The following is a 12768-nucleotide window of genomic DNA, read 5'->3' on the forward strand; positions in this document are numbered from 1 at the left end:
TCCTCCTGGTTAGTCATCAATCGTGAAGTTGAGTGCCTCGACGCACTGGGTGTATTTGTCGCTCAATTCCTGCTCGTCGCGTCCGCCGGTGTAGATTTCCGCCAGAACGTAGCTGTAGCTGTCTTCGCCATCGAGCTCCGAGAGCCTCGTCCCCTCCGGAGCGGTGACGCAAACCGTAGTGCCCATAATGCGGCCCTCGATCTCGGCGACCTCCTCACGTGTCGGTACGCGGCGCACCAGACCGTTGGAGAAACGCCGCAGGAACCATTTCGCCGCCAAGGGGAACGCCCCCTTCCCCAGTTCGACGCGGCGCGGGTCACGATCCAGGGCCAGGTCGAGCATGTACGCATGATTGGCCACACCGTCGACGAGCTCGAACAGCAGGGCGTGCGACTGGGAATGCCGGGCGTTGATCTCAAGCAGACTGATCCGCTCGGTTACCCGGTCCCAGAAGTACTCGATGTTGAACGTGCTGTTGTTCAGCCCGAGGGCTGTGATCACGCGGCGAGACACCTCGCCCATATAATCCAGGGTGTGCTCCGGGACGAGCCGCGAAGGGTACTGATAGCGCAGGAAGCTGGACTCACCGCTGTAACTGACCGAGTCGACCACCCCGTAGATTTCGACTCGGCCGCCGCGACTGAAACCCTCGACGGTGACCTGTTGGCCGGTGGCGGCCTCCTCGACCAGGCAGGTCTGGACGCCGACCGCGGCGATCTCCGCGGGCAGGTCGACCAGGGCGAGGACCTCGGCGAAGGGGCCTCCAATCCGATCAACCACCTGGCGCTCCTCATCCAGGGAGTCCCGGAGCTGCTCATCGTTCTCGACATAGAGGGCGCCCTGGGATGCGGTGGACTTGATCGGCTTGATCCAGACCGGGTAGGAGAGCGGCGCCGGAAGGGTGGGGTTATCGTCAGTCAGGTCGAGGAGGCCGAAGGGCACGTATTCGTCGATCACCTTGCGTTGTTCCAGCCGGCTCCAGTATTTGTGCTCGCATTTCAGGACGGCTTCGAGGCCCGCCGAAGGCAATCCGTAGTGCGTGCACAATATGGGGACCATCATGCTCACCGGGAAGTCCCAGTAGCCCATGATGGCGTCGATGGAACCATCGAAGGAATCCAGTTGGCGCCGGGCCTTGTCCAGCAGCTCCGGAACAGAGACGGTCCCGGTCTGGAGTTCTCGGCGCGTGAGTAGCTGATGAAAATCGTACTGATCGGCATCCGCCAGCCGGAGCAGCGTCGAGAGGTTGAGCTCGTCAAGCCCGAGGACGAAAATGTTCCGGCTCATCGGTGGCCTTTCCCCGTGGCGAGCGATACCTCGCCGGTGAACTTTGGAGCACGAACCGACTGGCCCGCGGTGTGATTGTATCCGGACCGGCCACCTCGCCTAGGGGTAATTTTTCCGGCATGGTGCAGGCGATGGAGGGCGGTCGACCTCGGCAGTGCGCACGAGCCGAAACCAGCCGAAGGCGGCACGGTCGAGTCCTGGGAACGTTCGGGAGCCAACCCGGTCGGAGGCTGGTACGGTCTGAAGAAGGGTCTGCGCGGACGGTTCGGCATGTACCTCCCGCCTCTTCTGGAGGCTGTCGGTCTCGCCATCCTCGAGCAGAATCCCCTGAAACAACCGCATGCGCGCGCTCTAACGTTTGGCCCCACTCCTCATGATCAAGCTGCTCTCCCACCTCTCGCACGTTCGGCTGGCGGCGGCGGACGTCGAGGCATCCGTTCTCTTCTACAGCGGGCAGCTGGGCCTGCGCGAGGTCTACCGCGACCATGGTTCGGTCTACCTGCGCACGAGCGACGACTTCTACCTGTTCAGCCTCGTGGTCGAGCCTGGACCCGAACCCGCGCTGGTGAGCCTGGGCTGGCGCACGGTGAGCGAGGCTGCGCTCGACGAGGCGGCGGAGCGAGTGCAGTCGTCCGGGGTGGAGGGGCAGTGGCGACAGCCTGCGTTCGGGCGCGGCCGCTCCTTCGTGTTCACGGGGCCGTGGGGGCACACGATGGAGTTGTTCGCCCACGCCGAAAAGTTTCGACCGCCACAACACGCCGCAGAGGCGGAGGCCGGCACGGCAGACGTGCGAGCGCTCGACCATGTGACGATCGCGACGACCGAGGTGACCGCCTGCGTCACGTGGCACAGCGACGTTCTCGGACTGCAGCTCCAACCGGAGACCCAGCTCGACAGTTCCGACATCACCGTCTACGCCGTTCTCGGTACCAACGCCGCATCGCGCGAGCTCGGCGTGGTGCTCGACAGCTCTTCCAGGCCCGGCCGAATCAATCACGTTGCGTACCGACTCGACACTCGGCAGGCTCTCCTCGATGCCGCCCCGGCCCTTACTGCCGGCGGAGTGCGCATTGAGCACGGTCCGAGCACCCACCTCGAATACGGTCCGAGCATCCATGTGCTCGGCGAACAGAACTACCTCTACGTTCGCGAACCGAGCGGCCTGCGCGTGGAGCTGACCACCGGCGGGTTTCTTCCGGCGGTGCCTGACCGCACCCCTGCCCTCTGGCGGCCTTCCCCCGGCCCCGGCAACTTCTACCTGAATGCCCGCATGCCGCTGTCTATGACTGAGGGTTTTCCACCGGATGGCTCCCCCACCGCAACCGAGGAGGGACTGGTTCCCGGCACGGAGACGCGCCTTGTGCCTCCGATCATCCCCCGCCGAATGCACTGACCGTCCCCCCCGCTTCTCCCGACACTGTCCGGCGTTGTGTGTCGAACGGATTACGTTTACGGGCTATTTCGCCCAATCAGACCGTTGTGCTTGCGCTGATTGTTCAACAATCGTAGGCTTTCAGAAACCCAACGGCCTCCGGCGCTGGGGCCCGCCCCAACGAAGTGAGCGCAGCACATGGTCACCACGGTTCCTCCCGTCCAGGAAAAGCGACGCAAGCCCCGCAGCCAGCACCGCGGTGCGCTACTCGGCGCCATGTTCCTCATGGCAACGAGCGCCGTCGGTCCCGGCTTCATCGTGCAGACCACGAACTTCACGGTTCAGCTCGGCGCCGCGTTCGCATTCGCCATCCTGGTATCGATCCTCGTCGACATCGCCGTGCAGCTCAACGTGTGGCGGGTCATCGGAGTGAGCGGGAAGCGCGCACAGGAGCTGGCCAACACGGTCCTGCCCGGTGCCGGCTGGTTCCTCGCCGCACTCATCTGCCTCGGCGGGCTCGTCTTCAATGTTGGCAACATCGCCGGAGCCGGCCTCGGCCTCAACGTGCTGCTGGGCATCGACGCGCGTCTCGGCGGAATCCTCTCGGCCGTCGTCGCCATTGCCATCTTCCTCAGCAAGCGCGCCGGCCTCGCCCTCGACAAGATCGTCGTCGTGCTCGGCGCCGTGATGATCATCCTGGTTGCCTACGTGGCCATCGTGTCGCAGCCGCCACTGGGTGAAGCGATCAAGAATGCGGTCATTCCCGAGAACATCGACTTTCTCATCATCACCACCCTGATCGGTGGCACGATCGGCGGGTACATCACCTACGCCGGTGCACACCGCATGATCGACACGGGTATTTCCGGCAAGGAAAACGTTCGCGAAATCACGCGCAGCTCCATTCTCGGCATCATCATCACCGGTGTCATCCGCGTTCTGCTCTTCCTCGCCATCCTCGGCGTGGTCGCCGGCGGCGTGGCGCTCACGAGCGATAACCTCGCGGCCGAAGCCTTCCAGTCCGCAGCGGGCGACCTCGGCTTCCGGCTGTTTGGAGTCATCCTCTGGGCAGCGTCGATCACCTCGGTGATCGGTGCCGCATATACGTCGATCTCCTTTGTCACCACCTCGAAGACCTCGCCGCGCGTGCGCAGTCTCGCGACGTGCGCATTCATCGCCGTCTCGACCGTCATCTACTCCTTCATCGGCCAGGCACCGGCAACGCTGCTCATCATGGCTGGCGCAGTCAACGGTCTGATCCTGCCCGTGGGCTTCGCCGTCATCCTCTGGGTGGCGTGGCGCCGGCGCGATCTGCTCGGCGGGTACGTGTATCCCAAGGGGCTCCTGATCATCGGCGTGCTCGCCTGGCTGCTCACGCTCTTCCTCGGCTACCAGTCCCTCGGTGGCCTCGCAAAGCTCTGGGTCTAGCACCAATGACGATGCGTGCGGACGGTTCGGCGGGGCCGGCCGACATGAGGCTGCCCGGGATCCCGAGTGCTCCCGAGCGGGCGGCGCTCACGCCCGCCGAGGCGCGAGCGCTGTTCCGGGACGGCCTGGCCACACCGACCGCGGGCTGGTCCAGCGGGTTCACGCAGGCCAACCTCATCATCGTGCCGCGCGAGCAGGCCTTCGACGTGCTGCTCTTTGCCCAGCGGAATCCGAAGTCCTGCCCCATCCTCGGCGTGATCGAGGCCGGTGCGACGAGCGGTCCCCTGCTCGCGGACGGCGATATCCGCACCGATGTGGGTCGCTACATGGTGTACGAGAACGGTGTTCTCGTGGCGGAGCCGACGGACCTTCACGACTGGTGGCGCCCCGATCTCGTGACCTTCATCGTGGGCTGCAGCTTCACCTTTGAGGCGGCTCTCCAGCACGAGGGCATCCCCATCGCGCACATCGAGGAGGGCAGCAACGTGCCCATGTACCGCACCAATGTGCGTTGCGCGCCGGCCGGAGAAATGTCCGGCCCGCTCGTCGTCTCCATGCGGCCGATCGCCGCTGATCGGATAGCCGATGCCGTGCGGATCACCGCGCAGTACCCCGCGGTTCATGGCGACCCCGTGCACGTGGGTGACCCGGCCGCGCTGGGCATCCGTGACCTGGCGCGCCCAGACTTCGGCGACGCCGTGACGGTGCCGGCTGGGCACGTGCCCGTCTTCTGGGCGTGCGGGGTCACCCCGCAGGCGGCCGTCATGGAATCGCGTCCGCCGCTGGCGATCGGCCACGCCCCCGGTCACATGCTCATCACGGACGCGCGCGACTCTGACTACCTCGTTCCTTAGCCCGCCGGCGGCCCGCGGAACGGCTCTGGTGGCGCCCTGTGCATACTCCTGACGGCGACGTTGCCAGCCTAGAGTAGGCGACCACAGTGGCGGCCACAGTGCCGGTCACAGCGGCGCTGTCAGCCGTGGGCGCGAGCAGCAAGGAGCTGCTCTTCGGCGCGGTGCAGATAGCTGACCATCAGTGCCGCAGACTCGGCCCGGTCGCCGGCCTCAAAGCGCTCGAGAATGCGGGCATTCTCTTCGATATACGGCGCGTGGAAACCCGGATCGGCGACCATGGAGTGGAACACGAGTCGCATCTCCGCGAGCACCTGTGCCATCTGTCCGTTGAGGCGCTCGCTGCGGGCGAGGGCGACGACACCGGCGTGGAATTCCTGGTTGGCGCCGGCCATCCCCGGCACGGAGCCCTTGGCGCGTGCGACGCGAGCACGAGCGATGGCCGAGTGGAGGGCATCCGTTCTCTCATCGGTGCACCACATGAGCGCGGCCGGCTCGAGAAAACGGCGCACCCGATAGATCTCGCGAACGTCATCGACCGAGGGCAGCGTGACGAAAACGCCACGGTTGGGAATGCGGGTGACCACATGTTCGCCGGCGAGTGTGGCGAACGCCTCGCGCAAGGTGTTGCGGGAAACACCCAGCACGTCGCACAGGACGTGCTCGGAAAGCTTCGCGCCCGGCGCCAACTGCCCGGCGGAGATCCGCTCGCGCAGCACCGACGCCGCCCATATTCCCGTTTCGGCATGTCGATCATCGGCGGTCGCCCGACGCAGGTCGGGGAGGATCTCGTCGAGGGTCATAGCCCCACAGTATCTACTCAGGCCTCGATGGCGGCGACCACGACGTTGACGGCAACGGAATCGCCGGCCACGACGTGCAGGACGGACAACGTGCCGGAGCGGTGGGCGAGCACCGTTGATTCCATTTTCATGGCCTCCAGGATGAGCAGCGGTTCGCCCTCGGCCACGGTCGCGCCCTCGTCGGCCAGCCATTTCACTACGGTTCCGGCCATCGTCGAGCGCAGCTCGGCCGGACTGGCCTCTTCGGCCACGGGTGCGGCCGCTGCGGTGCCGCCGCCGGCGAGCCCGGCGAGCAGGGTCTCCGGCAGCCCGAGGGCCAGCCGCTTACCGTCGACCTCGATCGTGATGGTGCGCCGGGCAGCCGACGGGGTGGCCGGCGTGAGGTCGGGGTCGATGGCGAGCTGTGCGGCGAACTCGGTTTCAATCCAACTCGTGTGCACCCCCAGCCGGTCGAGGCCCGTGAACGCCGGCGTGGCGACGACGGCACGGTGGAAGGGCAGAACGGTCGGCAGTCCCGTGATCTCGAATTCGGCGAGCGCCCGTCGTGCACGCCGCAGCGCCTGCTGGCGGTCGGCGCCGGTCACGATCAGTTTCCCGAGCAGCGAGTCGAACTGTGCCGGCACCGTTCCACCGGCACGCACGCCGGCATCAACGCGAACACCCGGTCCTGTCGGCACGACGAAGGTCGCCACGGTTCCGGGGGCGGGCAGGAAACCACGGCCCGGGTCTTCGGCGTTGATCCGAAATTCGAACGCATGCCCGCGCGGCAGCGGGTCTTCCAGCACCGGAAGCGGGCCGCCCGCCGCGATCTGCAGCTGTGCGAGCACCAGGTCGACGCCGGACGTCTCCTCCGTGATGGGGTGTTCCACCTGCAACCGGGTGTTCACCTCGAGGAAGGAGATCGTGCCGTCGTCGGCAAGCAGGTATTCCACCGTGCCAGCGCCGACATAGTTGGCCTCGAGGCAGATGGCCTTCGCCGATGTGTAAATCTGGTCACGCTGGGCGGGGGTCAGGAAGGGGGCTGGTGCCTCCTCGACGAGCTTCTGGTTGCGGCGCTGCAGCGAGCAGTCCCGGGTACCGACGACGACGACGGTGCCGCGCCCGTCGGCGAGGATCTGCGCCTCCACGTGCCGTGGCTTGTGCAGGAACCGTTCCACGTAGCATTCGCCACGACCGAAGGCGGCGACGCTTTCGCGCACGGCCGCGTCGAAGGCCTCCTCAATCGCATCCATTTCCCAGACGACCTTCATGCCACGGCCACCGCCGCCGAACGCCGCCTTGATGGCCAGGGGCAGTCCGTGCTCCTCGGCGAAGGTGCGCACCTCCGCCGCAGTCTTGAGGTGACCCTCCGAGCCGGCCACGAGGGGGGCACCCACGCGCACCGCAATTTCGCGTGCCGACACCTTGTTGCCGAGAATCCGGATACTCTCGGGGCTCGGCCCAATCCAGATCAGCCCGGCATCGACGACCGCCTGCGCGAACTCGGCATTTTCGGAGAGAAAACCGTAGCCGGGGTGAAGCGCGTCAGCCCCGGCACGCGCGGCGATCGCGAGGAGCTTCTCCACATTGAGGTAGCTGTCGGCGGGGCTGTCGCCGCCCAGGGCGTATGCCGCCGTGGCGAGGCCCACGTGCAGAGCGTCGGCGTCGACGTCGGCGTAGACGGCCACGGACGACAGGCCAGCGTCATCGCAGGCCCGGATGATGCGCACGGCGATCTCGCCGCGGTTGGCAATCAGTACTTTCTGCACGATTCAGCTCTCGTTCGGGGTGGTGGTAGCGGATGCGATGGTGCCGGACGCCGTATCGGCGGCTGGGGTGATTCTCGTGGCGGGTGGCACCGGGGAGTCGGCGCCGGCCGGAGATGAAGAGGACGAGGTGACGGGCAGGGAAACAGGCACGAAGCGGATCTGGGCTCCGGTTCCGAGCTGGGCGGCGAGGTCAAGATCGGCGTGCAGCACGACACCGAGCACGGGGTAACCTCCGGTCACCGGGTGATCAGCAAGAAACAGCACCGGTAGTCCCGAAGCCGGAAGCTGAATCGCCCCGGACACGGTTCCCTCGCTGGGCAGCTCCCCCGCACGTGACCGGGTGAGGGACAGCCCGTCGAGTCGCAGGCCAATGCGGTTGGACTGCGCCGTGACCGTGTAGGTACCCGCGGTGAAGGCGGCGAGCGTCTCCGAACTGAACCAATCGTCGCGCGGGCCGAGGACGAAGCGCAGATCGGTCACCTCGGCGGGCGGCTGCGGTGTCGGCTCGGGAGCCCCAACCACGCTCGTGGGCGGCGCGAGCGCAACGCTCAGCTCGGTGCCGGCGCGCAGCGGAACGGGTCCGAGTCCCGACATGGAGTCGGTGGACCTGCTGCCGAGCACTTCGGGCACGTCGAAGCCGCCGCGCACCGCGACGTAGCTGCGCACGCCCCACTCCGGCGTGCCCAGTGTCATCCGTTCTCCGGCGTGCAGGGCGAAGGGGGCGTCGGTCGGCACCCGGCGCGCGAGGTGTGTACCGCCGGTGACCTCGACCGACACGCTCGCCCCGGTGACCGCGAGCACCTGGTCGCTCCGCGCCTCGAGCACGAGTCCTCCGAGGGCATTTTCCAGGACGGCGGCCGTGGCCGGGTTTCCGGCGAGTCTGTTGGAGCGCCGCACGGCGCCACGGTCGAGCGCGCCCGCGCCGGCGACACCGAGGTTGGCCAGGCCAGGGCGTCCGAGGTCCTGCACGGTGGTCTGCAACCCCGGCTGCACCACGACGAGACCGGCGGTTCCTGCGGCCGAGTCGGAGGACGTGCCGCTCAGCGTCGGTGTCGACACTGCGGTGTCGGCAGCGACGACGTCACGAACGGCGCGAAACTGCACCCGGTTTCCCGGCTGCACAAGCGCCGGCTGCTCACGGTCGAGGCTCCACATCTCGGCATCCGTGCGTCCGATGAGCTGCCAACCACCCGGCGAGACACGCGGATACACCGCCGAGTACGCGTCGGCGAGGGCGACAGACCCCGCGGGAACCGCGTGCCGCGGCGTGCGTCGCCGAGGCACGAGCAGTCGGTCATCACCGACGAGGTACGCGAACCCCGGGGCGAAGCCGCCGAACGCGGCGGTCCAGTGTTGCGAGGTGTGGGCAGCAATCACGCCGTCCCGGCCGAGTCCGGTGAGCTCGGCGACCTCGTCGAGGTCTTCACCGTCGTAGACGACGTCGATCGTGACGAGCATGTCGTCACCGGTCGTGGGGCGGCTCGCGTCGATGGCCCGCAGCAGGGCAGGCCACCGGCGCGCCGCGGCGGCCGAATTCGCCGTCACGAGCACAGTCTCGGCCGCCGCCACCACGTCTACCTGACCCTCAAGCGGATGCTCCACCAGGGCCTCATACATGCTCAATACTTCGCCGAGCGTGGCGAACTGCACAAGAAAAGCGCGGTCGCCGACGGGACGGACGGATCGACTCGGTGACAACATCCGCTACACGAAGCTTTCGATGGTGATGCCGGAGCCAACGATGGCGGAACGCACAGCTGCGGCGAGAACCACGGAATCGGGGGTATCACCGTGCAAGCAGATACTTTCGACCTCCATGTCGATGAGGGTGCCGTCGATGGCCAACACCTGGTGGTCACCCGCCAGTCGCAATACCTGCTCGGTGACGGCGGCAACGGAGTGCAGCACGGCGCCGGGGAGCCTGCGCGACACGAGCGTGCCGTCGGGGTTGTAGGCGCGATCGGCGAAGCCCTCGGCCACGGTGCGCAGGCCAGCGGCGCGCGCGGCGCGCTCGATCTCCGAGTTCGGCAACACCATCACCGGCAGGGACGGGTCCACGGCGAGCACGGCCTCGACCACGGCGAGAGCCTGCTCGGGGTGGTGCACAATGGCGTTGTAGAGGGCGCCGTGCGGCTTCACATACCGCACCTCGGTACCGGCGGCCCTGGCGAGGGCCTGCATGGCACCGACCTGGTAGACCACATCGTTGCTGAGGTCGACGGCATTCATTTCGATGAAGCGCCGACCAAAACCGGACAGGTCCCGGTAGCCCGGGTGGGCGCCCACCGTGACGCGGGCGGTGGCCGCCGCCGCGCACGTGGCACGGATGGTGCTCGGGTCGCCGGCGTGGAATCCGCAGGCCACGTTAATACTCGACACCGACGCGATAATCGCGGCGTCGTCGCCAAAGGTCCAGATGCCGAAGGATTCCCCGACGTCGCTGTTCAGGTCAATGCTGGGCATCAGTGTCCCGTCTCAAGAAAAATTGTTCTCTCTAGACTGCCTTACTTATGCACATTGTTCAACAATCTGCCTAAAACTGGGAATAACCGTGGCTACACCGCCTCCAGAACACTCACGTAGTTGGCCACTCCCACGCCGCCCATATTCTGCACGGCAGCACGGCGGGCACGGGGCAGCTGCATCTCGCCCGCGGTTCCGGTGAGCTGCATCGCAGAGATCACGTGCTGCGACACCCCGGTCGCCCCCACCGGATGCCCCTTGGCCTTGAGCCCGCCGGACACGTTGATCGGGAGCCTGCCGCCGATATAGGCCCAGCCCTCATCAATCGCCCGTCGCCCGTCGCCGCGCCCGGTCAGGCCGATCACCTCATACATGATCAGTTCGGCAATCGTGAAGCAGTCGTGGACCTCGACGAAGTCCAGGTCGTCGAGCCCCACCCCGGCCATCGTCATCGCTCGCTCGAACGAGACCCGCGTCGAGGCGAACTCGGTCGGGTCCCGGCGCCCGGCGGGCAAGAAATCGTTGGCCTGCCCGAAACCGGCCAGGCGCACCGGGCCGGTCGCCGCTGCGCCCGAGCAGTACGGCTCGGTCGTGAGAACCAGCGCGGCAGCGCCGTCGGAGACGGGAGAGCAGTCGGTGCGGCGCAGAGGCTCGGCGACCATCGGATTGCGATCAGATACGGTTTGGCAGAAGTCCTCGCCGAGGTCCTTGCGCAACTGCGCGTAGGGGTTCTCCACGCCGTTGCGGTGATTCTTCGCGGCAATCGAGCCGAGCACGTCACCGATGGCCCCATAGCGCGCCTCATAGGCCGCAGCCACCGTGGCGAACAGCCCGGTGAACCCGGTCGTCGACGGCATTCCGGCCATGTCGTAATCTGCGCCGAGCAGCGCCGACCCGACCAGTTCGGCCGGGGCGTGCGTCATCTTCTCAGCGCCGATCACGAGCACGGTGCGCGCGGTACCGGCGAGGATCGACTTCACGCCCTGTTGCACGGCAGCCGAACCCGACGCGCAGGCGTTCTCGACGCGGGTCGCGGGCACGTGTCGCAGACCGGCATCCGTCTGCAGGGCCAACGACGAGGGAAAAGCAAGCGGGGTCAGGCCCGAGTTGAACTGGCCCACGAAGATCTCGTCGACCTGGCTCGCGTCAATGCCGGCGTGGGCGAGGGCCTCCGTTGCCACCTGAACGATGAGGGTCTCGAGGGTCTCGTCGACAAGCTTGCCGAAACGGCTGTGCCCCCAACCAGTGAGGAGCACGTCGCGGCCGAACCGCTCCTTCAGGCTCATACGAGTACGTCCGAGAGTTCGGGAGCCACAACGAAATCGGCCTCGGTCTTCTCCCGAATCTCGGCCACGGTCACGCCGGGCGCGAGGCGCCGCAGCAGCAGGCCATCCGGCGTCACGTCGAAGACCGCGAGATCCGAGATGATGCGGTCAACCACGGCGAGGCCGGTGAGGGGAAGGGTGCATGTGTGCACGATCTTGGCCGAGCCATCCCTGGCCACGTGCTCGGTGAGTACGACCACGCGCGGGGTACCGGCCACGAGGTCCATGGCGCCGCCCATGCCCTTGACCATCTTGCCCGGGATGGTCCAGTTGGCGAGGTCGCCGTTACCGGCCACCTGCATGGCACCAAGAATGGCGACCTTCACATGCCCGCCGCGGATCATGCCGAAGGAGGCGGCGGAGTCGAAGATCGAGCCGCCGGGCAGCACGGTGACCGTCTGCTTGCCGGCGTTGATCAGGTCGGCGTCTTCCTCGCCCTCGTAGGGGAACGGCCCCATGCCCAGCAGGCCGTTCTCGCTCTGCAAGGTCACGGAGATTCCCGCGGGCAGGTTGTTGGCCACGAGCGTCGGAATTCCGATGCCGAGGTTCACGTAGTCGCCGTCGACCAGCTCTTCGGCCGCGATCGCGGCCATTTCGTCGCGTGTCCAGGTCATTATCTTCTCCTTGGGTCTCTAGAAATCAGGCTGCGACGGCGTCGCGGGGGCGCACCGTGCGTTGTTCGATGTCTTTGGCACGGTTCAGCGAGTGCACGATCCGCTGGATGTAGACCCCGGGAGTCACCACGTGGTCTGGCTCGATCTCCCCCGGCTGCACGATGTGCTCCGCCTCCGCAATCGTCACGAGACCCGCCGTGGCCACGACGGGGTTGAAGTTTCGTGCGGTGTAGCGGTAGACGAGGTTGCCGCGCGTGTCGGCCATGTACGCCTTCACGAGGGCGACATCCGCCACGATCCCGCGCTCCTGCACATAGGTGACGCCGTCGAACTCGGCGAGAGGCTTGCCCTCGGCAATGAGCGTGCCCACGCCCGTCTTCGTGTAAAACGCGGGGATTCCCGCGCCGCCGGCCCGCAACCGTTCGGCGAGGGTGCCCTGGGGGCTGAACTCCACGTCGAGCGCTCCGGCCAGGAACTGCTCGGCGAAGAGCTTGTTCTCTCCCACGTACGAGGCAATCACCTTGCGCACCTGCCCCGTCTCGAGCAGCACACCCAGACCCTTGCCGTCGACGCCCATGTTGTTGGAGACCACGGTGAGGTTCGTGACACCGGATGCGCGCACCGCGTCGATGAGATCGGCCGGAATGCCGCTGAGACCGAAGCCTCCCACGGCGAGCGTCATGTCGTCCCTGAGCACGTCGCCGAGAGCTTCTGCCGCACTTGTCTGCACCTTGGTCACTGGATCTCCTCGTTGAGTCAACTACCGATCGGCTGTCGTCCACTTTGTGGACGGATCGGACACTACCCAGCCAACCGTGATCACGGGCCTCCTGTCAACGGATGCGGCCCGTCAATCCCCTGAGGTATCCATGCCGTG

Annotated in this window: 11 protein-coding genes and 1 pseudogene; 4 read left to right on the top strand and 8 right to left on the bottom strand. The window is 66.7% G+C overall.

The window, feature by feature from the left end; all coding sequences use genetic code 11:
- Positions 1 to 9: 9 nt before the first annotated feature.
- A complete protein-coding gene (locus EDD25_RS05235; RefSeq protein WP_134172352.1) occupies positions 10 to 1287 on the bottom strand; it encodes an ATP-grasp domain-containing protein in 1278 nt (425 codons plus the stop codon).
- A gap of 75 nt (positions 1288 to 1362) precedes the next feature.
- On the opposite strand from EDD25_RS05235, the pseudogene EDD25_RS18245 reads away from it, so the two are divergent.
- From EDD25_RS18245 to EDD25_RS05250, 4 genes and pseudogenes are all read left to right on the top strand, one after another.
- A pseudogene (locus tag EDD25_RS18245) lies at positions 1363 to 1554 on the top strand (DUF6855 family protein); the annotation flags it as partial.
- Positions 1555 to 1660: 106 nt separating this feature from the next.
- The gene (locus tag EDD25_RS05240; RefSeq protein WP_134172353.1) at positions 1661 to 2680 is read left to right on the top strand and encodes a VOC family protein; all 1020 of its coding nucleotides are present in this window, start codon (positions 1661 to 1663) and stop codon (positions 2678 to 2680) included.
- A gap of 177 nt (positions 2681 to 2857) precedes the next feature.
- Positions 2858 to 4087, top strand: a complete 1230-nt coding sequence (locus EDD25_RS05245) for an NRAMP family divalent metal transporter (protein WP_241986290.1) — start codon at positions 2858 to 2860, stop codon at positions 4085 to 4087.
- 44 nt (positions 4088 to 4131) lie between these two features.
- The gene (locus tag EDD25_RS05250; protein WP_134175175.1) at positions 4132 to 4941 is read left to right on the top strand and encodes a putative hydro-lyase; all 810 of its coding nucleotides are present in this window, start codon (positions 4132 to 4134) and stop codon (positions 4939 to 4941) included.
- 119 nt (positions 4942 to 5060) lie between these two features.
- Here EDD25_RS05250 and EDD25_RS05255 read toward each other — a convergent pair whose 3' ends face one another.
- The 7 genes from EDD25_RS05255 to EDD25_RS05285 all read right to left on the bottom strand — a co-directional run bounded on the left by EDD25_RS05255 (position 5061) and on the right by EDD25_RS05285 (position 12630).
- Entirely contained in the window at positions 5061 to 5741 is a 681-nt protein-coding gene (locus EDD25_RS05255) for a GntR family transcriptional regulator (RefSeq protein ID WP_134172354.1), read from the bottom strand.
- A 17-nt stretch (positions 5742 to 5758) separates the two neighbouring features.
- Positions 5759 to 7489 (bottom strand): acetyl/propionyl/methylcrotonyl-CoA carboxylase subunit alpha, encoded by a 1731-nt coding sequence (locus tag EDD25_RS05260; protein WP_134172355.1) that lies wholly within the window; start codon positions 7487 to 7489, stop codon positions 5759 to 5761.
- 3 nt (positions 7490 to 7492) lie between these two features.
- Positions 7493 to 9190: a 5-oxoprolinase subunit B/C family protein gene (locus EDD25_RS05265; protein ID WP_134172356.1), complete on the bottom strand. Its 1698-nt coding sequence runs from the start codon at positions 9188 to 9190 to the stop codon at positions 7493 to 7495.
- A 3-nt stretch (positions 9191 to 9193) separates the two neighbouring features.
- Positions 9194 to 9952, bottom strand: a complete 759-nt coding sequence (locus tag EDD25_RS05270) for a LamB/YcsF family protein (RefSeq protein ID WP_134172357.1) — start codon at positions 9950 to 9952, stop codon at positions 9194 to 9196.
- Between the two features lie 92 nt (positions 9953 to 10044).
- Positions 10045 to 11238 (bottom strand): acetyl-CoA acetyltransferase, encoded by a 1194-nt coding sequence (locus EDD25_RS05275; protein ID WP_134172358.1) that lies wholly within the window; start codon positions 11236 to 11238, stop codon positions 10045 to 10047.
- Positions 11235 to 11891, bottom strand: coding sequence for a CoA transferase subunit B (locus tag EDD25_RS05280; RefSeq protein ID WP_134172359.1), 657 nt, complete (start codon positions 11889 to 11891; stop codon positions 11235 to 11237). Before EDD25_RS05280 ends, EDD25_RS05275 begins: the two co-directional genes overlap by 4 nt.
- Positions 11892 to 11916: 25 nt before the next feature.
- Positions 11917 to 12630 carry a CoA transferase subunit A gene (locus tag EDD25_RS05285; RefSeq protein ID WP_134172360.1) on the bottom strand — a complete coding sequence of 238 codons (714 nt, stop codon included), beginning with the start codon at positions 12628 to 12630 and terminating at the stop codon, positions 11917 to 11919.
- Positions 12631 to 12768 lie beyond the last annotated feature (138 nt).

Source organism: Cryobacterium psychrophilum, from assembly GCF_004365915.1.
Taxonomy (GTDB): Bacteria; Actinomycetota; Actinomycetes; order Actinomycetales; family Microbacteriaceae; genus Cryobacterium; species Cryobacterium psychrophilum.

Excerpts from the sequence above, each read along its gene's own strand:
- EDD25_RS05270 (WP_134172357.1), bottom strand. The coding sequence starts at position 9,952 with ATGCCCAGCATTGACCTGAACAGCGACGTCGGGGAATCCTTCGGCATC.
- EDD25_RS05245 (WP_241986290.1), top strand. The coding sequence starts at position 2,858 with ATGGTCACCACGGTTCCTCCCGTCCAGGAAAAGCGACGCAAGCCCCGC.
- EDD25_RS05280 (WP_134172359.1), bottom strand. The coding sequence starts at position 11,891 with ATGACCTGGACACGCGACGAAATGGCCGCGATCGCGGCCGAAGAGCTG.
- EDD25_RS05250 (WP_134175175.1), top strand. The coding sequence starts at position 4,132 with ATGAGGCTGCCCGGGATCCCGAGTGCTCCCGAGCGGGCGGCGCTCACG.
- EDD25_RS05240 (WP_134172353.1), top strand. The coding sequence starts at position 1,661 with ATGATCAAGCTGCTCTCCCACCTCTCGCACGTTCGGCTGGCGGCGGCG.
- EDD25_RS05265 (WP_134172356.1), bottom strand. The coding sequence starts at position 9,190 with ATGTTGTCACCGAGTCGATCCGTCCGTCCCGTCGGCGACCGCGCTTTT.
- EDD25_RS05255 (WP_134172354.1), bottom strand. The coding sequence starts at position 5,741 with ATGACCCTCGACGAGATCCTCCCCGACCTGCGTCGGGCGACCGCCGAT.
- EDD25_RS05235 (WP_134172352.1), bottom strand. The coding sequence starts at position 1,287 with ATGAGCCGGAACATTTTCGTCCTCGGGCTTGACGAGCTCAACCTCTCG.
- EDD25_RS05275 (WP_134172358.1), bottom strand. The coding sequence starts at position 11,238 with ATGAGCCTGAAGGAGCGGTTCGGCCGCGACGTGCTCCTCACTGGTTGG.